This is a genomic window from Nonomuraea mangrovi (assembly GCF_042681425.1).
GTDB lineage: Bacteria > Actinomycetota > Actinomycetes > Streptosporangiales > Streptosporangiaceae > Nonomuraea > Nonomuraea mangrovi.
On record NZ_JBHUFV010000026.1, the window covers coordinates 67491 to 87119 of the forward strand.

The 19629-nt window shown below is 71.2% G+C and carries 19 protein-coding genes; 6 read left to right on the forward strand and 13 right to left on the reverse strand.

What is annotated here, in order from left to right; genetic code table 11:
* Positions 1–23 precede the first annotated feature (23 nt).
* Positions 24–917, forward strand: coding sequence for an alpha/beta fold hydrolase (locus ACFSKW_RS17450; protein ID WP_379573302.1), 894 nt, complete (start codon positions 24–26; stop codon positions 915–917).
* A gap of 80 nt (positions 918–997) precedes the next feature.
* Here ACFSKW_RS17450 and ACFSKW_RS17455 read toward each other — a convergent pair whose 3' ends face one another.
* Entirely contained in the window at positions 998–1552 is a 555-nt protein-coding gene (locus ACFSKW_RS17455) for an HPP family protein (protein ID WP_379573303.1), read from the reverse strand.
* Positions 1549–2022, reverse strand: a complete 474-nt coding sequence (locus tag ACFSKW_RS17460; protein ID WP_379573304.1) for a carboxymuconolactone decarboxylase family protein — start codon at positions 2020–2022, stop codon at positions 1549–1551. Before ACFSKW_RS17460 ends, ACFSKW_RS17455 begins: the two co-directional genes overlap by 4 nt.
* 85 nt (positions 2023–2107) lie before the next feature.
* On the opposite strand from ACFSKW_RS17460, the gene ACFSKW_RS17465 reads away from it, so the two are divergent.
* The gene (locus ACFSKW_RS17465) at positions 2108–2698 is read left to right on the forward strand and encodes a CGNR zinc finger domain-containing protein (protein ID WP_379573305.1); all 591 of its coding nucleotides are present in this window, start codon (positions 2108–2110) and stop codon (positions 2696–2698) included.
* 303 nt (positions 2699–3001) lie between these two features.
* On the opposite strand, the gene ACFSKW_RS17470 is transcribed toward ACFSKW_RS17465, so the two are convergent.
* Positions 3002–4270 (reverse strand): MFS transporter, encoded by a 1269-nt coding sequence (locus ACFSKW_RS17470; protein WP_379573306.1) that lies wholly within the window; start codon positions 4268–4270, stop codon positions 3002–3004.
* A gap of 168 nt (positions 4271–4438) precedes the next feature.
* Positions 4439–5221 carry an MBL fold metallo-hydrolase gene (locus ACFSKW_RS17475; protein ID WP_379573307.1) on the reverse strand — a complete coding sequence of 261 codons (783 nt, stop codon included), beginning with the start codon at positions 5219–5221 and terminating at the stop codon, positions 4439–4441.
* Between the two features lie 85 nt (positions 5222–5306).
* Between ACFSKW_RS17475 and ACFSKW_RS17480 the strand changes: the two genes are divergently transcribed.
* Both ACFSKW_RS17480 and ACFSKW_RS17485 read left to right on the forward strand, forming a co-directional pair.
* Positions 5307–5906, forward strand: coding sequence for a CGNR zinc finger domain-containing protein (locus ACFSKW_RS17480; protein ID WP_379573308.1), 600 nt, complete (start codon positions 5307–5309; stop codon positions 5904–5906).
* Positions 5907–6041: 135 nt separating this feature from the next.
* Positions 6042–9197: an ATP-binding protein gene (locus tag ACFSKW_RS17485; RefSeq protein WP_379573309.1), complete on the forward strand. Its 3156-nt coding sequence runs from the start codon at positions 6042–6044 to the stop codon at positions 9195–9197.
* Here ACFSKW_RS17485 and ACFSKW_RS17490 read toward each other — a convergent pair.
* The 4 genes from ACFSKW_RS17490 to ACFSKW_RS17505 form a co-directional block, all read right to left on the reverse strand.
* Entirely contained in the window at positions 9179–10015 is an 837-nt protein-coding gene (locus tag ACFSKW_RS17490) for an ABC transporter permease (RefSeq protein ID WP_379573310.1), read from the reverse strand. The genes ACFSKW_RS17485 and ACFSKW_RS17490 overlap by 19 nt on opposite strands.
* Positions 10012–11028 (reverse strand): ATP-binding cassette domain-containing protein, encoded by a 1017-nt coding sequence (locus ACFSKW_RS17495; protein ID WP_379573311.1) that lies wholly within the window; start codon positions 11026–11028, stop codon positions 10012–10014. The genes ACFSKW_RS17490 and ACFSKW_RS17495 overlap by 4 nt, the downstream gene beginning before the upstream one ends.
* A 91-nt stretch (positions 11029–11119) precedes the next feature.
* Complete coding sequence (locus tag ACFSKW_RS17500) at positions 11120–11836, reverse strand: response regulator (RefSeq protein ID WP_379573312.1); 717 nt, start codon at positions 11834–11836, stop codon at positions 11120–11122.
* Complete coding sequence (locus ACFSKW_RS17505; protein WP_379573313.1) at positions 11833–13047, reverse strand: sensor histidine kinase; 1215 nt, start codon at positions 13045–13047, stop codon at positions 11833–11835. The genes ACFSKW_RS17500 and ACFSKW_RS17505 overlap by 4 nt, the downstream gene beginning before the upstream one ends.
* A 135-nt stretch (positions 13048–13182) precedes the next feature.
* Between ACFSKW_RS17505 and ACFSKW_RS17510 the strand changes: the two genes are divergently transcribed.
* Positions 13183–14382, forward strand: coding sequence for a serine hydrolase domain-containing protein (locus ACFSKW_RS17510; protein ID WP_379573314.1), 1200 nt, complete (start codon positions 13183–13185; stop codon positions 14380–14382).
* A gap of 118 nt (positions 14383–14500) precedes the next feature.
* Here ACFSKW_RS17510 and ACFSKW_RS17515 read toward each other — a convergent pair whose 3' ends face one another.
* From ACFSKW_RS17515 to ACFSKW_RS17535, 5 genes are all read right to left on the reverse strand, one after another.
* Positions 14501–15286 (reverse strand): aspartate/glutamate racemase family protein, encoded by a 786-nt coding sequence (locus ACFSKW_RS17515; protein WP_379573315.1) that lies wholly within the window; start codon positions 15284–15286, stop codon positions 14501–14503.
* An 81-nt stretch (positions 15287–15367) separates the two neighbouring features.
* Positions 15368–16177 carry a 2-keto-4-pentenoate hydratase gene (locus tag ACFSKW_RS17520; protein ID WP_379573316.1) on the reverse strand — a complete coding sequence of 270 codons (810 nt, stop codon included), beginning with the start codon at positions 16175–16177 and terminating at the stop codon, positions 15368–15370.
* Positions 16174–17196 (reverse strand): 4-hydroxy-2-oxovalerate aldolase, encoded by a 1023-nt coding sequence (dmpG, locus tag ACFSKW_RS17525; RefSeq protein ID WP_379573317.1) that lies wholly within the window; start codon positions 17194–17196, stop codon positions 16174–16176. Before dmpG ends, ACFSKW_RS17520 begins: the two co-directional genes overlap by 4 nt.
* On the reverse strand, positions 17193–18074 hold the full coding sequence (locus ACFSKW_RS17530) for an acetaldehyde dehydrogenase (acetylating) (RefSeq protein WP_379573318.1): 882 nt from the start codon (positions 18072–18074) through the stop codon (positions 17193–17195). Before ACFSKW_RS17530 ends, dmpG begins: the two co-directional genes overlap by 4 nt.
* A 30-nt stretch (positions 18075–18104) precedes the next feature.
* Complete coding sequence (locus ACFSKW_RS17535) at positions 18105–18566, reverse strand: RidA family protein (RefSeq protein ID WP_379573359.1); 462 nt, start codon at positions 18564–18566, stop codon at positions 18105–18107.
* A 64-nt stretch (positions 18567–18630) separates the two neighbouring features.
* Between ACFSKW_RS17535 and ACFSKW_RS17540 the strand changes: the two genes are divergently transcribed.
* Positions 18631–19563 carry a LysR family transcriptional regulator gene (locus tag ACFSKW_RS17540; protein ID WP_379573319.1) on the forward strand — a complete coding sequence of 311 codons (933 nt, stop codon included), beginning with the start codon at positions 18631–18633 and terminating at the stop codon, positions 19561–19563.
* The last annotated feature ends 66 nt before the right edge of the window (positions 19564–19629 follow it).

The following is a 19629-nucleotide window of genomic DNA, read 5'->3' on the forward strand; positions in this document are numbered from 1 at the left end:
GAGCGCGTCACGAGGAGGCGGGGATGAAGGGCAAACTCGATGTGAGCGAGCGCGGCCGTGCTCTCGCCGATGACGGTTGCCGTAGGGCGCTGCTGGCCGGGGTCCCGGTCAGGGATCGGCGATTGCGCCTGGCCGGCGTCTCCACCGCGGTGCTGGAGGGCGGTGACGGTCCGCCGGTGCTTCTTCTGCACAGTTCAGGGGAGTTCGCGGCCCTGTGGACGCGTGTGATTCCTGACCTGGTGACGACCCGTCGGGTGGTCGCCCCCGACCTGCCTGGTCACGGCGCCTCGGTGGTGGTCGCCGGTCCGCTGGACGCCGCGCAGGTGCTCGCCTGGCTCGGCGAACTGATCGAACGGACCTGCCCGTCGCCGCCCACCCTGGTGGGGCACGGGCTCGGCGGCGCCATCGCGGCCCGGCTGGCCGGCTACCAGGGAGACCGGCTCGGCCGGCTCGTGCTCGTGGACTCCTTCGGCCTGGACTCGTTCGAACCGGCGCCGAGTTTCGGGGCCGCGTTGACCGACTTCCTCGCCGAACCGACCGAGCACACGCGCGACGGCCTCTTCCAGCAGTGCTTCGTCGATCTGGACGGGCTGCGAGAGCAGATGGGCGTGCGCTGGGAGCCGCTCGGGCGATACGCGCTCGAGCGGGCCCGCACGCCGAGCCAGCAGACCGCACTCGGCCGCCTCATGCCGCACATCGGCGTGCCCGCGATCCCATCGGCGGACCTCGCACGCATCGCCGTCCCCACGATGCTGATCTGGGGACGGCAGGATCTCCAGGTACGGCTGAGCGTCGCCGAGGCCGCGAGCGCCCGCTACGGCTGGCCGCTGCACGTGATCGAGAACTGTGGCGACGACCCGGCCATGGAACAGCCCGAAGCGTTCATGGCGGCGATGCGTCCCGCGCTCGGACGCTGACCGGCAAGGGAGGGAACCTGACGGCCGAGCGGCTGCGCAGCGAGGGCTGATCGGTTCACAGCCGGGCGACAGCTTCCCGGTCAACCCGTACGGCGAAGGCGGGCAAGGCGAGGGGCGATGGCCAGGACGGCCAGGGTGGCCGCACCGGCCGCCAGGGCGAGGGCGGGGACCAGCTGGCCGGTCACGCCCAGTAGCGCTGCCGACGCCGCGGCGGGGGCGTGGAAGGTGCCGGTGACCAGCATCGCCACGACTCCCACCCCCACCGCCAGCATCGCGGCCGTTGTGCCGGGCCCGGCGGCGAACGCCGCGCCGAGCCCTGCCGCGGCTGCCATGAGGTGGGAGAGCAGCACGGCGAGCGGGCGGGCCGCCGGGGTGCCGGGGGTGACGGCGATGAGTGCGGCCGAGGCGGCGAGCGGTGGTGCGAGCGTGGGCTCCCCGGCCACCGCCTGCACGACCGCCAGCGGCGCGAGCAGCACCAGCGTCATCCCCACAGGCCGCATCCGTCCGATCTTGGCCGCCCACTCGCCGCCCCCCACCCGGCCGCCCCCCATCCGGCCGGCGTCCGCCGTTCGGCCCGCCCGCTCTTTCCGGCCGGCGCCCTCGGCGCGACCGTCGTCCAGGCGCGCGATCGTCATGCCGCCGGCCAGTCGTTCTCGGTCTCCGCCACCTTGTTGACATAGTTCGTCATCGTCTGCAGGGCCACCAGCGCGATGATCTCCAGTATCTGCTCGTCGCTCCATCCCGCGGCCCGCGCCTTCGACGGGTCGGCGTTGCCGCGCGTCTCCGTCAGTGCCCGGGCGAACTCGACCGCTGCGGCCTCCTTGGCGTCCTCGGCGCTGCCCTGCTTGGCCAGCTCCACGTCGGCGTCGCTGAGCCCCGCCGCTGTCTTGCCGCTGTAGGTGTGCGCGGCGACGCAGTACGAGCAGGCGTTGGCCGCACCCACGGTCAGCGCGATGCGCTCGAAGGTGGTCTGCGGCAGCGTGCTCTTCTTCAGCGCCCGCGCCAGACCCTGGTAGCCCTCCAGCACGGCAGGCGAGTTCGCCATGACGCGCACCATGTTCGGCACCTTGTCCAGCTTGGGATCCCCATGCGCCGGCTTGATCATCTTCAGCTCCTTCTAACGGAAGCACTCTAACAATTCCGTTAGATTATCACGGCTTTACCGAAAAATACCCGTTAGAATGAAGGGTGTGGACGACGACCCGCTGGCGCTCCGGCTGGCCAGTACCATCCGAGCCCGCCGCGGGGGCCTCACCGACGCCTTCGCGACGGTCGACGGCCTGACCGCCTGGGTCCGCGGCCAGGACCTGTCCCCCTACCTCGACACCGCGACCTTCACCGCCGATGAGCGGATCAGGGTCAGTACGGTCGCCCTCCGTCAGGCCGTGCGCGCCCTCTTCGCCGAGGCCGTCTCCCCTCACCCGCCCAGCCCGGCGGATTCCGGAGCCCTGCCCCCGCTACCCGAGGCGCTCGCGCTGGTCAACAGCGCCGCCGCTCCCATGCACCGCCGCCTCGTGTGGTCGGACGCGCCGGAGCAGCACCTGGAGGTGCACGGCGACCGCCTGGCGGCCGCCCTGGCCAACGCCGCGGTCGACTTCTTCGCAGGACCCGGTCTTCCCCAGGTCAGGGTGTGTCCCGCCCCGAGGTGCGTGCTGTATTTCGTCAAGCGCCACCCCCGCCAGGAGTGGTGCTCGGTGGCGTGCGGAAACCGCGCCCGCGCCGCACGCCACTACCACCGTGACCGCCAGAGGGGTGGTTCCGATGCGGCTGAGTGGTCGTAGGCGATCCGGAAACGGAGTGACGGGTGCGCCGGTCGCCGCCGAGCGCGGCCACGGGCGGGCCCGCTGCGGAGATCGGGGCGTCGGCCAGGGCGACCCGCGTCGGCTACGCCCGGCGGGCGTCATCGGCTCACGGGGCGCAGCGGCCGGCCGCAGTGAAGCGGGGCGTGGCGGGGTCAGGCGTCCGCGGGGCGCCGGGCGGGGGCGTCGCCGTCTCGGCTGACCTGTCCGAACACCACGTCCGCGAAGTGCGTCCTTTGCGTCGTGCCGGCCGAGCCCGGAAGGAAGCGGGCCAAGGGCCGGCGCTCAGCGGCTGCGCGCCGCGACGACGACCGCCGGCAGGATGGCCAGCGCCAGGATTCCGCCGCCGGCGGCCAGGAGTGGATAGCCGGCGGCGGCGACGACCAGGCCCGAGGCCAGGCCACCCACGGCGCCCGCGATGGCGATGGAGACATCGACCAGGCCCTGGGTCCTGGCACGGGTGGCCAAAGGGACGGCGTCGGTGATGATCGCGGTGCCGCTGACGAGACCGAGGCTCCAGCCCACGCCCAGCAACGCGAGAGCCGCCGCCAACACGGCGACGGAACCTTCAGGGGCGAAGGCCGCAACGATCCCGGCGGCCAGCAGGACCAGCGAGGAGACGGCGGCGACCGTGAGCCGGCCGTACCGGTCGACGAGCCAGCCGGAAAGGGGCGCGGGCAGATACATCGCTCCGATGTGGATGGCGATGACGAGGCCGGAGGCGGCGGCGCCGTGGCCGTGGTCGTGCATGTGGACCGGCGTCATCGTCATGATCGCGACCATGACCAGCTGGGTGAGCGCCATGACCAGCGTCCCCACCAGTACTCCGGAGCGGTGCCATCCGACCGGCGGCCGCACCTCGCCGCCGTCACCGCCTGAACGTGCGAACGCCGCGGCGGCGCGCTCGGCCTCCAGCGTGCGTGCCAGCAGCAGCGGGTCGGGACGCAGCCAGATGGCCAGAACCAGGGCGGCCGTCGCGTAGGCGGCGCCTGAGAGAAGGAACAACCCGGCCAGGCGGGGGATGCCGAGGGCGTGAGCGAGGTCGCCGGCGGGCGCGGCGAGGTTCGGGCCGACCACGCCGCCCAGGGTGGTGGCGACCAGCACGATGGACACGGCGCGGGCACGGCGCTCGGGAGCCGCCAGATCGCCACCGGCGTAGCGGGCCAGCAGGTTCGTGGCCGTGCCTGCGCCGTAGACGAACATCGCGACGAACAGCAGCACGGAGCTGCCGGCGACGGCGGCGGCGATGACGCCCGCGCTGCCGACGGCACCGGTCAGGTACCCGGTGGCAAGACCGGGCCGACGGCCGCGAGCCTGAGAGATGCGCCCGACCGCGACGGCCGCCAGCGCGGAACCGGCGGTGGCCAGGGCGCTGAGCAGGCCGGCAAGGCCGGTGGAGCCGAGCATGTCCTGCGCGAGCAGGGGGCCCACGGTCACACCGGCCGCCAGTCCTGCGCCGCTGAGAACCTGGGCGGCGATCAGGACGATCAGGACGCGGCGCTGCGCCTGAGACTGCGGGAGATCCTCGATTCGAGCAGGCACGGTAGTCGTCACAAAAGAGTTCTTTCGTTAGGCGTGACCCGGCCGGGCGGCCCCAGCGGCGGATCGGGTTGTTCTGGAGAAGGCGTGCGGGCACCGCCGTGGCAGGCCGACCCGGGGGCCGCGAGCCGGCCGGCCCTGCCAAGGCGCCGGTCGTTTCGCCTGGCCGGCCCGGCCGCGCGGTCAGCCCCGGGCGCCGAGGTCGAGGCGGTCGAGCAACCCGGCGTCGGTGAAAGCGGCGACCAGTTCGTCGCGGCCCTCGGTGAAGTGCGCCCAGCTGTCGTAGTGGACAGGAACCACCCGGCGGGCACCGAGGATCGTGGCGGCGTCGGCTGCCTGCGCGCTGTCGAGAACGATCAGCGCGCCGTCGAAGAGGACGTCGAAGCGGGGAGCGCCGGCGAACAGGATGGCGGTGTCCACGGGGCCGAACCGTTCGGCGATCTCCTTGACCAGGTCGAGCGAGGCGTTGTCGCCGCTGACGTAGACCGTGGGCAGGCCCGTCCCGGTCAGGACGAATCCGACGACCTGGCCGGTGATCGGTTCGACCTCCTCGCGCGTGCCGGGCCCGTGGACGGCAGGCACGCCCGTGACGGTGATCGTGCCGCCGCCGGGGCGGTCAAGCTCGATCGACTCCCAGTCGGCCAGCCCCCTGGCCCCCGGCCCCAGGCGCCGGCCGCCCCCAGGCGTGGTCAAGGTCAGCGGGACGTCGGCGAGCAGTGTCCGGCCGGAGTCATCGAGGTTGTCGGGGTGCTCGTCATGGGAGAGCAGGACCACGTCGATACGGCCGAGGCCGGCCGGTGCGGCGGAGGAGGGCGCCGTCTTGGTCAGCCGGCCGCCAGGTACGTGGTATTCGCGGGGCGCGTCGAAGGTCGGGTCGGTCAGGAATCGCAGGCCACCGTATTCGAAAAGGGCGGTCGGGCCGCCGAAGACGCGGACGGGGATCTGCTCAGTGGTCGTGCTTGGCATCAAAACCTCACGGATGGGAAGTGGCTTATCCGTGAAGGACGATAGCCGTGTCTCACGGATGCGTGCAAGCCGTACCATGACAGCTATGAGCGAGACCCTGGCCGCCGAATCCGTGCCACCGCCCGCGCCGGGGGCGGGGGACTACCTCGCCCTCGACTTCGTCAACAGCGCCATCGCGCTGCCCGGAGGGCACTTCATCGATCTCCTCGGCACCCCCGAGGCCGTGAATCGGTGGCTCACCGAACACGGCCTCGCGCCGGCCGACGCCGGGGTGCAGGAGATGTGCGCGACGCAGCTACGCTCTCTGCGCGAACACCTCAGAGCGTTGTTCGCCGCCCGCGTCGCCGGGCTGCCCGCCCTGCCCGCGGCACTGTCGGCCGTCAACGACGCGCTGAGCAGGGCTCCCACGGCCGCCCTGCTGTACTGGGACGAGAAGAACGGCCCCTACCGCGCCGCCCCGTGCCCCACCAACGAGATCCTCGACCGCGCTCTCGCGACCCTCGCGGCCAACTCGGCCGACCTCCTCACCGGCCCCGACGCCGAGCGCCTCACCGGCTGCGGTTCCACCCCCTGCAACCGCTACCTGCTGCGCCACGGCCGCCGCCACTGGTGCTCCACCCGCTGCGGCGACCGCGCCCGCGCCGCCCGCGCCTACGCCCGACGCACCCAGCCGAATGCAGACTGACGAACGGTGATCGAGGCGATCCCGCCGTGATGTGCCGACAAGCTGCCCGTGCAAGGGGTCCCGCAGGGGACCGAGCGCCGCGACCGGGCGAGAAAGCGCGAGTCCGGCGCGACAAGTCCCCATAAGCTGGGGTTCATGGCTCCGGTGCTGACCTTGCTCGACGGCGTTCGCTGGAAGGGCTCGCGCGTGGTCGGCGACCGTGCCCAGACCCTGCTGGCGGTCCTCGTATGGCACGGCAGGGCGGGAGTGGGCGACCCGCGGCTGGTCGAGGAGCTGTGGGGTGACGAACCGCCGGCCAACCCGACGAAGGCGCTGCAGGTGGTGGTCTCCCGGGCGCGGGCCGCGACCTCGGCCGACGCCGTCGTGCGTACGCCGCGCGGCTACCGGCTCGGGCTGCCGGACGAGCAGGTCGACGCGCTCCTGGTCGCCGTGCTCGTCGGGCGGGCGCGCGGCGCGCTGGCCGAGGGCGACGTCACCGCCGCCGCCCGCCACGCGCATGAGGCGCTCGACCTCGCTGCGGGCGGTCTGGAGACGTCCACCGGAGCCCTGGCCGAGCTGCGGGCCAGGGCCGCCGGGCAGCTGGCCGAGTCACGCCGCCTGCTGGCCGTCGCCCGAAGCAGGAGCGGTGCGCACGAGGATGCGCTGCCGCTGCTGGAGGAGGCCGTGGCGGCGCAGCCGTACGACGAGGAGCTTCTCGCCTGTTTACTGCGCAGCGAGGCCGCGGTACGCGGTGGCGCGGCCGCGCTCGAACGCTACGACGGCCACCGCGCCGCCCTGGCTGAGCACCTTGGCGCCGACCCGGGGCCCGAGCTCGCCCGCGTGCACGCCGAGCTGCTGGCGGCCGACCGTCCGGTGCGCGAGGGCATCCTGTTCGACGGCTCCTCGCTGCTCGGCCGCGACGAGGACATCAGCGCGCTGCAGGGCCTGCTGCACGCCAACCGGGTGGTCTCCATCACTGGTTCCGGAGGGCTGGGCAAGACACGGCTCGCCCACGTCGTCGGCAGGAACGCCGCGCAGCCGATCGTCCATTTCGTCGAGCTCGTCAGCGTCACCTCGCCCGATGACGTCGTCGGCGAGGTCGGCTCGGCACTCGGGGTCCGCGACTCGGTCAGCGGGCGCCACGCCCTGTCTCCTGACCGGCGTGCCGACATCCGCGCCAGGATCGCCCAGCACCTCGGCCAGGCGCCGGCACTGCTGATCCTGGACAACTGCGAGCACGTGGTGGAGTCCGTCGCCGGCCTGGTGGCCTTTCTCGTCACGACCACACGCGACCTGCGCGTGCTCACCACCTCCCGCGCCCCCTTGTCGATCGCCGCGGAACAGGTCTACCCGCTCGGTGAGTTGGGCTCATGGGACGCGGTGGAGCTGTTCCGCCGGCGTGCCATGGCCGCCCGCCCTGACGCGCGGCTCGACGGCGAGGTGATCCGCGAGATCGTCACCCGGCTCGACGGGCTGCCGCTCGCGATCGAGCTGGCCGCGGCCAAGACGCGGGTGATGTCGGTGGAGGAGATCGGCAGGCGGCTGGCGAACCGGTTCGCCCTGCTGAACGGCGGTGATCGCAGCGCGCCCGATCGGCACAGGACGCTGCTGGCGGTCATCGACTGGTCCTGGAACCTGCTGGGCGAACCGGAGCGTCGGGCCCTGCGCTGGTTGTCGCTCTTCGGCGACGGCTTCACGCTGGACGCGGCCGAGCACCTGCTGGGGCCCGACGCGCTGCACGCTGTTCGGGCGCTGGCCGAGCAGTCGCTGCTGAGCGTCCGGGAGAGCGATGCCGGCGTGCGCTACCGGATGCTGGAGACCGTCAGGGAGTTCGGCCGGATGCGGCTGGCGGAGGCCGGTGAGGAGGCGCCCGCCCGCGCCGCTCAGCGGGCCTGGGCGGTGGCCTATGCCCTGGAGCAGGGGAAGGCGCTCTTCGGCTCCGGCCAGTACGCGGCGGCCGACGCGCTGCGGGCCGAGGAGGGCAATCTGGCCGAGCTGCTGCGCCAGGCGCTGAGCGAGCCGGACACCGCGACGGTGGTCCAGGTGCTGGCAGGCCTCGGGGCGTTCTGGTCGATCCGTGGCGACCACCCCAGGATCCTCGCACTCAGGGGCGCGATCACGCAGACGCTCACCGGCTGGCTGCCACCACCCGAGCTTCAGGACGCCACCAGGGTGGCCGTGATGATCACGCTCATGAACAAGATGATCGCCGACGATGGCGATGATCAGCTACGCGACCTGCTGCGCAGCATTCCCGACCGGGATACGAGCGACCCCCGCGTCGCCGCGATGGCCACGGTGATGCTCGCCTACGACGCCACCGACGGCGAGGCCGGTCTCCGCCGGCTTGACGAGCTGAGCCGCGATCCCGACCGTCACCTGGCGCAGATGGCCGCGCAGATGAACGTCCACGTCCTGGAGAACGCGGGAGAATGGGCCTCGGCCGTCGCGGCTGCCGAGCGGGCTCTGGAACTGACGCGGGAGGACGACGGCCCGTGGAACGTGGCGCTCCTGCACAACCTGCTGGCTCAGCTGACCATGCAACTCGGCGACCGGCCTCGGGCCGTCGGCCACGCGCGGATCGCCCTTCCTGTCCTGAGCAGGCTGGGCGCGACCGACGACCAGACGCAGCTGCGCTCGCTGCTGCTGTTCGCCGCTCTCGCTGAAGGCGACCTGGAGACGGCCGAGGCCGAGCTCGAGCGGATCAGCCGGATCAACGAGAACGAGCCGGTGCTCGGCGGGCTGGCCATCGTGCCGCTCTGCGCCGCCGAGGTCGCCCTCGCCCGCGGCGACGCGGCCGACGCCCTGGGGCAGCACCGCCTGGCCGTCCAGCGCGCGCGTGACCTCCGCCTGCCTGACGTACCTCACACGGGCTTCGAGCCGTGGCTGGTCGTCGCGGAGGCCCTCGCACTGACGGCGCACGCCTACCACGCCGGACCCGCCGACCTGCCGTACGGCAAGGAGCTGTTCCGTTCCGCCGTCACTCGGATCGACGCGGTGCTGAACGCAGGGATCCCCTTCCTCGACTATCCGGTGTGCGGCACGATGCTCTTCGCTTTCGGTGTCTGGGGGCTGCTGCGCGGCGGCATGGCGCCCGGCGACGCCGTCAGGTCGCTGGTGTTGGCCGAACGGTTCGGCTACAACCGCACCATGCCGAGCATGGCCTTCGAGCGGATCGAGCCGCGCGCCGAGCGGGCCGCGCCCGGCGCGGTCGCGGCCGTCCATGCCGAGTACGGCGAGCGGCGCGGTCCCGCCCTGCTCGGCGAGGCCCGTGCCCTGGTCGAGGGGATACGTCAGATGTGCCGCTTGTAGCTGCGGACCGACAGCGGGGCGAAGACCGCGATGACGACGAGCCCGGCCAGGACCGTCCAGCCCACGTCCCCGCTCATGGTGCCGCTGTTGGCCAGGTCGCGGGCGGCCGTGACCAGGTGCGAGACCGGGTTGATCCGGACGAACGCGGCTAGCCAGCCCGGCAGGCTCTCCACCGGGACGAACGCGTTGGACAGGAACGTCAGCGGGAACAGGATCATCATGGAGATGCCCTGCACCGCTTGGGCGCTTCTGGCGATCGTGCCGACCCAGGTGAAGATCCACGCCAGAGACCAGCCCGTGAAGATCGCCAGCAGGACCGCGGCGAGCACGCCGGGAGCTCCCCCGCCAGGGCGGTATCCCATCACCAGGCCCATGCCGAAGGTCAGCACCGCCGCGATCGTGTAACGCAGCAGGTCGGCCACCATCGGGCCGGCGAGCGGCGCGATCCTGGCGATGGGCAGCGACTTGAACCGGTCGAACACCCCCTTCTCCATGTCCTCACGCAGCTGCGTGCCGGTGGCCATGCACGTGGTCAGCACGGTCTGGGCGAGAATGCCCGGGATCATCAACGGTAGGTAGTTCTCCACGTTCCCGGCGATGGCGCCGCCGAAGACGTAGGCGAACATCGCGGTGAACAGGATGGGCTGCAGTGCCACGTCGAAGAACTGCTCGGGATTCCTGCGCATCTTCTTCAGCGCCCGCCACGCCATGGTCAGCGTCTGGCTGACGGTCTCGCTCGCCGAGACGTGCCGCCGCGCGGACGCCACCCGGTCGGCGGCCCGCACGGTCTCGCGGGCAGGTGCGACAGTGGTGCTCATCGGTTGTCCTCCATGTCGTTCTCGCTGCCTGTCCCGTGGCCGGTGAGCGCCAGGAACACCTCGTCCAGGCTGGGCTTGGCCACGCTCACCGAGACGATGGAGACCCCGGCGGTCCGCAGCGCGATCAGCACGTCGGCGGCCAGGTCGGCCCGGTCCAGCGCGACGTTGAGCCGCCCATGCTCGGGGCTGAGGATCGGGTCGGAGCCGAGCACCCGCCGGACGACCTCCACCGCGAGCGGCACCGCGCCCGGCTCGGCGAGGAGCAGCTGCAGGGTGGAGTCGCCGACCGCGGTCTTCAGCTCGTCGGGAGTCCCCTCGGCCACCTTGCGTCCGTGGTCGATGACCGCGATCCGGTCGGCGAGCTGGTCGGCCTCGTCCAGGTACTGCGTGGTCAGCAGCACCGTGCAGCCGTCGGCGACCAGAGCGCGGATCGTCTCCCACATCTGGCCGCGGGTGCGCGGGTCCAGGCCCGTGGTCGGCTCGTCGAGGAAGATCAGCGGTGGCCTGGTGATCAGGCTGGCGGCCAGGTCGAGACGCCGCCGCATGCCGCCGGAGAACTGGGCGATCGGCTTGTCGGCGGCCTCCTCCAAGCCGAACCGGGCCAGCAGCTCCACGGCGATGTGCTTGGCTCGCTGGGAGGTGATGCCCTGCAGCCGGCCGAAGAGCCAGAGGTTCTCGCGAGCGGTCAGGTTCTCGTCGACCGAGGCGTACTGCCCGGTGACGCCCACCAGCTGCCTGATCATGTGCGGCTGGCCGGCCACGTCGACGCCGAAGATCTCCGCACGCCCGGCGTCGATCTTCAGCAGGGTCGCCAACATCCGCAGCATGGTGGTCTTGCCGGCGCCGTTCGGGCCGAGGACGCCGAAGATCTCACCCGGCCGCACGGCCAGGTCGATCCCGGCGACGGCACGATGCTCGCCGAACGTCTTGACCAGCCCCTCGGCCAGGACGGCGAGGTCGTTCCCTGCGGGCATCGGTCCGCCACCGGAACGGTCAAGCTCTGTCATAGTCATGGCTCGACGTTCCGCGACGCCGGTTTCATGGTGCCCTCACGCCGGTTTCACGGTTCTCGCCGTGACGGGCATGGTCGTCGCCCCTCAGGCTTCACCCGTCAGGCGGCCACGGTCGACGACCCTGTCCGTTCCCCGATGCTCGGGCGTCGTGGGAGCGGACGAGGCCGGACTCGTAGGCGAGGACGACGGCCTGGGCACGGTCGCGCAGCCTGAGCTTGGAGAACACCCGGTTCACGTGCGTCTTCACGGTGGCCATGCTGAGGGACAGGAGTGCGGCGATCTCCTGGTTCGCCAGCCCCCTTCCGATCAGCGTGAGGACCTCGCGCTCGCGCTCCGTGAGCGACGACAGCTCGGCCCGGGGCGCCGACGGCTGCGAGGGTGTCCGCACGAACTCCTCGATCAGGCGCCGGGTGACCGAGGGAGACAGCAGCGACTCGCCCTCCGCCACGATGTGGATCGCCTTGACGAGCTCCTCGGGCGCCACGTCCTTGAGCAGGAAACCGCTCGCCCCCGCGCGGAGGCCGCGGAAGACGTACTCGTCCAGGTCGTACGTCGTGAGCAGCACCACCTTGCACCCGGCGGACGCCCCCGCCCGGGTAATGAGCCAGGTCGCCTCGATCCCGTCCATGCGTGGCATCCGGATGTCCATCAGCACGACGTCCGGCCGGGTACGGCGCGCCTCGGCGACGGCCTCGTCACCGTTCGCCGCCTCGCCGACGACCTCCATGCCCGGCTGTGCCTCGATCAGCATCCGGAAGCCCGAGCGGACGAGCGCCTGGTCGTCGACGAGGAGGATCCGCAGGCTCAACGGTCCTCCCTCGCGCAGGTCAGGGGGAAGCGGGCGTGGACGGAGAAGCCGGTCTCCGTCGCGCCCGCCTCGAACTCGCCTCCCAGCATCGTGACGCGCTCACGCATGCCGATCAACCCGTGACCGCCGTCCCGCGAGGCCGGACCGGTGTCGCCGGACGCCCGCGCCGGAGACGTGCCTCCCTCGTCGATCACCTGGACCTCCAGCGAGGACAGGCCGTAGCTGATCGTCACATGGGCGGTCGGCGAGCCCGAATGCTTGACGGTGTTCGTCAGCGCCTCCTGCACGATCCTGTACGCGGACAGGTCGACGCCGGGCGGCACGTCACGTCGTTGCCCCCGCTCCCTCACGGAGACGCGCACCCCCGCGCCCCCGACCTTCTCGACGAGCTCGCCGAGCGCGGCAAGTCCCGGCGCCGGCCGCAGGTCCGTCTCCTGGCCGGCCGCCCGCAACGCCCCGAGGGCCCTGCGGAGCTCGACGAGGGTGTCCTTGCTGACCTGCTCGATGGTGGCGAGGGTCTCGCGGGCCAGGTCGGGCCGCTGCTCGGCCACGGCCCGCGCCGCGCCCGCCTGGACGGCGATGACGCCGACGCTGTGGGCGATGACGTCGTGGATCTCCCGCGCCAGCCGTCCGCGCTCCTCCAGGACGGCGACGCGCCCGCGCTCCTGCTGCTCCCGCTCGGCCCGCTCGGCGCGTTCCCGCAACAGCTCGGCCTCGCGCCGCCGGTAGCGGCTGTTCTGTCCCGCGACCCAGCCGCCGCCGAGCAGGAGGAACTGGTTCACGACGTCGGCGAAGCCGGACTCGTCCGGCATCACGGGAAGGTTGATCAGGACGAGGGCGACCGCGGCGATGACGGCTGCGGTCACGGCGAGGCGCCGCCGGCCGTACGCGGACACGGAGTAGACGGCCACGAGGATGGAGAACGTCAACGTGTACGGGTCAGGGGGGATGTCGACCACGTTGTAGACGGTGGCGGGGACGCCCACGGCGGCCACGACGGCGAACGGGTAGCGCCGTCGCAGGACCAGCGGGAGCGTCATGGCCACCGTGAAGGCCGCGCTCCACCACGCGTCCGAGGCCGTCACGTCCGGGCGGTCGGCGTTGACGGCGATCTCGGCCAGCGTGATCGCCGCGAGCACCGCGGCCAGGCCGGCGTCCACGGCCCACGGGTTCAGCCGTTCCAGCCGGCGGGCCGTGGTGCGGAAGTCCATGGACCTCAATCTAGGCGGGACAGCGGCGGCGGACGTCAACCCTGGGGTTGAGGCGGACTCCAAACCCTCGGCTGACGACGGGGCCACCCGCCCGTCGCGACCATGGGCCGCACACGAGACGAAGGTGGCGATGACATGCGGGAGACGATCGAGCCTGCGGCGCGAGGGCACGAGAGGAGAACGAGGCCACGACGCCGCCGGCTGGTCAAGGCCATCGCCGTGGTGCTCGTCGCCGCGCTCGCGCTCTACGGGTGGGCGTGGGCCTCACTCGACCGGTCGACGATCGCGCGGGCGCTGGTGTGGTACGACTCGGACGTGGGAGACCAGTACAGGTTCCCATCCCGGCTGATCCCCGCGGGCAAGGACGCCGGCCCCCTTCCCTCGGGCACCGAGATCGCGGCTGCCGGCGGCGCGGCGTTCGACGACTTCCTCCGCGAGAGCGACACCAGCGCGTTCCTGGTCGTCCACGGGGACCGGCTGGTGTACGAGCGCTACTTCGGCGGCGCCGACCGGCGGACCCGCCAGACCTCGTTCTCGGTCGCGAAGTCGTTCGTGTCGACGCTCGTCGGGATCGCGATCGCCGAGGGGCGGATCAAGAGCGTCGAGGACCCGGTGACCGACTACCTGCCGGAGCTGGCCCGACGGGATCCGCGCTTCGCCCGGATCAGGCTGCGCGACCTGCTCACGATGTCGTCGGGCCTCCGGTTCTGGAAGACGGACCTTCCGTGGCCATGGGACGACGACACGTTCACCTACTACGGAGTCGACCTGCGGGACGTCGCCCTCAACGGGACCCGGGTGGAGCGCCCGCCCGGGCAGGAGTGGCACTACACCAACTACAACCCGCTGCTCCTCGGCATGGTGCTCGAGCGGGCCACCGGAATGACGGTCTCGGCGTACATGTCCTCGAGGCTGTGGCAGCCGTTGGGAGCCGAACGGGACGCCACCTGGAGCCTCGACTCGCGACGTTCGGGGTTCGAGAAGATGGAGAGCGGCCTCAATGCGACCCCCGTGGATTTCGCCCGCTTCGGGCTGCTGTTCCTGCACGACGGCGAATGGAACGGCAGGCGCGTGGTCCCGAAGGCCTGGGTGGAGGCCGCCACGGCCGCCGACACCACCACCGACCCGGCCGATTTCTACCAGTACTTCTGGTGGGTCGACGTCGAGCGGCCCGGCCGCTTCTACGCCTTGGGCAATCACGGGCAGTACATCTACGTGGCACCCGACGCCGACACCGTCGTCGTTCGCACCGGTGGCGACTGGGGAGTCGACAACCGGGAGTGGCAGGCCACCTTCCGCGGCGTCGCCGACCGGCTGGCCCGGCGATCCTCGTAGGCCGCCCGCACGGACGGCCTCGATGCCCCCCGTGCGGGCATCGAGGTCCGGTCCCCGGTCGGGGGTGGCCGCGTCGTCCGCGCTGCAGGGGCGGCCGAGGTGCCCGACGGCACGGGCTTCATCGACTGACGTCGTGACGTGGTGCCGATCCATCCGGGCCCTGCTGCCGCGCGTCGGAGCTCCGGTAGGGCCCGCCGCGCCAGGAGGGCAGGGGCCGTGCGCCGGTGGCCACCTCATACGCGGCGCCGGCCAGGAGGCGGGTGGAGTCGAGCGTCGGGAGCGGCGATACATCGGGGGTCACCAGGAGCGGAATCTCCGTGCACACCAGCGCGACGGCATCGCATCCTCGATCGGCCAGGTCGGAGATGACGCGCACGTACTCCTGGCGCGAGGCGTCGGTGAACACGCCGTTGACCAACTCGTCGAAAATGATCCCGTTGATCAACTCTTGGTCATCCAGGTCCGGCAGTTCGGTCGCGATCCCGCGGGCCGCGAGCGCGCGAGGGTAGATGGGGCCGCTCATCGTGTACTTGGTGCCGAGCACGGCGACACGGGTACGGCCGTCACGGGCAGCCTGGTCGGCGACCACCTCGGCGATGTGCAGGCCCGGCAGGGGGAGATCGGGGCCGGGGCGTTCAAGGGCCATGTGGGCGGTGTTGTCCGGGCAGGCGAAGAAGGTGGCGCCGGCGCGGGCCAGTCGGTCGACGCTCACGGCCAGCGTCCGTCTGACAGCGTCATGGTCGCCTGCGTCCCACGCGGCCATGCTGTAGCCGAAGGCGATGTAGTCGAGCGTCACGTCTGGGTGCTCGTGACGTCCGGTACGGCGGAATGCTTCCTGGCAGTACGCCAGGAAGCTGAGCGCCGCACCTTCGGTGCTGTGGGCCAGAATGCCGAAGTGGTTCATTGCTTCCTCCTCGAAGGGTCCACCTGCGACGGCGAGCGATGCGACGTCCAGGGGCAGATGCGTGGGAGTGGGTGGAGCCGGTCAGCCAAGTACGGCTGTCACGCTGCCCATCCCGGCGATCGTCGCCGTCACCCTGTCTCCACGCGCGATCGGCACGGCTCTGGTCATCGAGCCGGACATGACGACGTGTCCAGGCTCGAGTGCGACACCCAGCAAGCCGATCGTATTCGCCAGCCATACCAGGGCGTTGAGCGGCGACCCGAGAACGGCGGCACCCGTGCCGCGTTCGACCGTCGTGCCGTTCAGACGCAGTGAGCAGTCAGCCGTTCGCAGGTCGGATTCGGCGAGCGCGGTGGCGTCGCCACCGAGGATCACCGCGCCCGTGGAGGCGTTGTCGGCGATCGTGTCGACGATGGTGACCTGCCAGTCCTGGATACGCGAGTCGACGATCTCCAGCGCGGGCAGGACGTACGCCACCGCCCGCCGCGCGTCGGCGATCGTCACCCCCGGCCCGCGCAACGGGGCCTTGAGCACGAAGGCGATCTCCGGTTCGATCCTCGGCTGCAGGAATCTCGACGCGGGGATCGGTTGGTCCTCCCGGTAGAACATGCTCGTGGTGAGGTGGCCGTAGTCCGGCTGCGCGACGCCCATCTGCTGTTGCATGGCCGCCGAGGCCAAGCCGATCTTGTGGCCGCGCACCGCGTCACCGGCGGCGGTCCAGACGCGGACCTGTTCCTGCTGGATGCGGTAGGCGTCGACCACCGTCGCACGGGGATAGGTCGTGCTCAGAGCTACGAGAGGACTGCCGTTCTCGTAGGCGGTCAGCAGCGCCGACGCCGCCGCTCGGATCGTTCCGACGGTCAGATTGCCGCCGCTCATGACGCCGCTCATGATGTCTCGACGGCACTGAGGCGGCCTGACAGCTCCGCCGCCACATCAATGATCATGTCTTCCTGCCCGCCGATGACGTTACGCCGCCCCAGTTCGATCAGGATGTCGCGGACGGGCACGCCGTACTTCTCCGCCGCCCGTTTCGTCGGGTGGAAGAACGTCGAGTAGAGACCGGCGTAGCCGAGCAGCAGCGCGGTCTCGTCGATGATCTGTGGCTGTGCCATCAAGGGCGTCATGATGCGCTCGGCGACGTCGATCAGCGTGAAGACGTCGACCCCCGGATCGTGGCCCGCGCGATCGAGGGCCACCGCGAGGACTTCCGTCTGCGCGTTACCGGCGCTGGCGCCCAGGCCGCACAGGGACCCGTCGACAAAGGTGGCGCCGTTCTCGACGGCGGCGAGGGCGTTTCCGATGCCCACACCCAGGTTGTTGTGCGCGTGGAAGCCGAGGTCGCAGCTCACCGTCTCGCGCAGCGCGGCGACGCGCCGACCCGCCGCGCTGGGGACCAACGCGCCGGCGGAGTCGACCACGTAGATCACCTGGGCGCCGTAGGATTCCAGCTTCGCCGCCTGCGCGGCGAGCGCGGCCGGCTCCAGCTTGTGACTCATCATCAGGAAACTCATCACGCGCATGCCCTGAGCGCGGGCATGACGGATGGGCTGCTCGGCGCAGTCCGCCTCGGTGCAGTGCGTGGCCACCCGCACCGTACCGGCCCCCGCCTCGCGGCAGGCATCGAGGTCCTTGAGCGTCGAGATCCCCGGCACGTACAGCACCGCGATGTCCGAAACCCGTACCGCCGCGACCGCCGCACGCACGTACTGCTCGTCAGTGGCGGCGGCGACGCCGTACTGGATGGACGAGGCGCCGATGCCGATGCCGTGCGCGACCTCGATCACGGGGATGCCCGCGGCGTCGAGCCCTCGAGCCACGGTCGCGACCTGGTCGGCGGTGAACCGGTGCGAGACGCTGCTCATGCCGTCGCGCAGGCTGGTGTCGACGAGAGTGATGGGTGTGTTCACGCGGTCGTTCCTTCTCTGGTTCTGGTCACCGCGATCTGCTCGGCGACCATCACGGCCGCCGCGGTGATGATGTCGAGGTTGCCCGCGTACTTCGGCAAGAAGTCTCCGGCTCCCTCCACTTCCAGCATCACGGTGACCAGATCCGCATCGATATCGATGAAACGCAGCCGGTAGCCCGGCACGTACTGCTGGACGCGCGCCACCGCATCCAGGACGGCCGCCTCGATCGCCGCGGCGTTCCTGTGGCGCACACGGGCGTACACGGTGTCGCGCATGAGCATCGGCGGCTCGGCCGGATTGATCACCGAGATGGCCTTGGCCTCGTCGGCTCCTGCGACGGTCATCAGCGCGCGACCCGTCTTCTCGCTGAACTCGCTCAGGTTCCGCCGGGTGCCCGGGCCCGCGCCGGCGCTCGCGATCGCGGCGACGATCTCGCCGTACGACACGTCGGCGACCTCATTGATGGCGTGCAGGATCGGGATGGTGGCCTGACCCGCACAGCTCACCATGTTCAGGTTCGGCGCGTCGAGGTGGCGGTCCAGATTCACCGTGGGAACGACGTACGGGCCTACCGCCGCCGGCGTGAGGTCGATCGCGGTGATGCCCGCTTCGGCGTATCGGGGCGCCGCTTCGGCGTGTACGTACGCCGATGTGGCCTCGAACAGCACCGCGGGAGGCTCAGCTTGGGCGAGCAGCCAATCGACGCCGTCCGCCGATACCTCCAACCCCATGTCCGCCGCCCGCCGCAGGCCTTCGCTCTCGGGATCGATACCGATCATGTACCGGGGTTCGATGAACTCGGATCGGCGCAGTTTGTACAGCAGGTCGGTGCCGATGTTCCCGGAACCGACGATGGCGGCCACCATCTTCGCGGCCATCTCGAACTCCTTTGTGACTCTGGTCGCCGCTCAGGCGACCTTGAAGATGACTTCCACCTCGACGGGCGCGTCGAGGGGCAACGCCGCCACGCCGATGGCGGAGCGAGCATGCGAGCCGGCGTGTCCGAAGACGCCGCGAAGCAGATCCGAGGCGCCGTCAGCAACCTGTGGCTGCTCGATGAAGGTCGGCGACGACGCGACGAACACCACGACTTTGACGATCCGCCGCACAGCCGAGAGATCGCCGATCTCATCCCTCAACGCGGCCAAGGCGTTCAAGGCGCATTGGCGTGCGCACTCGTAGCCCCGCGCCGTGGTCACCGATTCGCCGAGCTTGCCTTGGGCGAGCAGCGTGTCCTCGCGCAAGGGCACCTGGCCGGAGGTGTGGACGAGGTCTCCGCTGCGTACGGCGGGAACGTAGGCGCCGGCCGGTGTCACGGTCGGGGGCAATCGCAGCCCGAGTTCCACCAGACGTCGTTCTGGACTTGGCATGGCTTCATGCTGCGGCACGAACGGTCCGCCTGGTAACTGCAAGGCATCGATTAGCATGGCCTCCATGCCTTGGAGGTATGACCTTCGCCTGCTCAGCTACCTGGTCGCGATCGCGGAGGAGGGCTCGGTCAGCGGTGCCGCCCGGCGGTTGAACCTCAGCCAGCCGACCGTGAGCCGGCAGTTGCGTGAGCTGGAGCAACGCCTCGGCGTCGACCTGTTCGTCCGCTCGGGCCGTGGGCTGACGCCGACGACGGCCGGCGCCGCCCTTCTGCAACGGGCCACGCGCGTGCTGGCCGAGGCCGATGCGTTGCTCAACGACGTACGACTGGCCGCCCAGGGCTTGACCGGCCGGCTGACGATCGGGTTCACCGCCTCGGCCATCCACGGTGCACTGGGCAGGGTCCTGGGCCGATTCCGCACCGAACTGCCCGACGTCGACCTCCGGCTGGTGGAGGTGTTCGACGACGTCGAGCTCACGGCAGGGGTTGTGGACGGCACCTTCGACGTTTCGGTGCAGCGGCTGCCGATCCACGACACCCGCCTGGCCGGCAGGGCCTGGATTCGAGAACCGCTCTCCCTCTTCCTGCCGGCCGCGCACCCGCTCGCCAAGCGCCGTGACCCCGCCCCGGTGACCGTGCTCGGCGACCTCCCCCTGATCCTCTGGCCGCGGGAAGCGTCACCTCGTGCCTACGATGAGGTCCTGGCGCTGTGCACCCGAGCGGGAGTCGTGCCGCGAATCGGCGCGGAGGCGCGAACAGTGCAGACGATCCTCGCCCTCGCCGCCGCAGGATTCGGTGGTGCGGTCATGGCCGACTCCTACCGGGTGCTCCACCGCGAAGGCGTCGTCGCTCGTCGACTCGCCGGCACAAGCACGGTGGTGTACCTGGTCTGGCGGAAGGACGATGCCAATCCGCTACTGGCCCGGTTCTGGGCGATCGTCAACGCCACCGCGCTCCCCGGAGACCCGGAGGATGTCGAGGCACCCGCGCGTCTGTGAGCGCGGGCGACAATGACCGCGCGGGCGGCCTCGGCGGCTCTGTGCGGGTCGCGGCCGTCTCCTCCG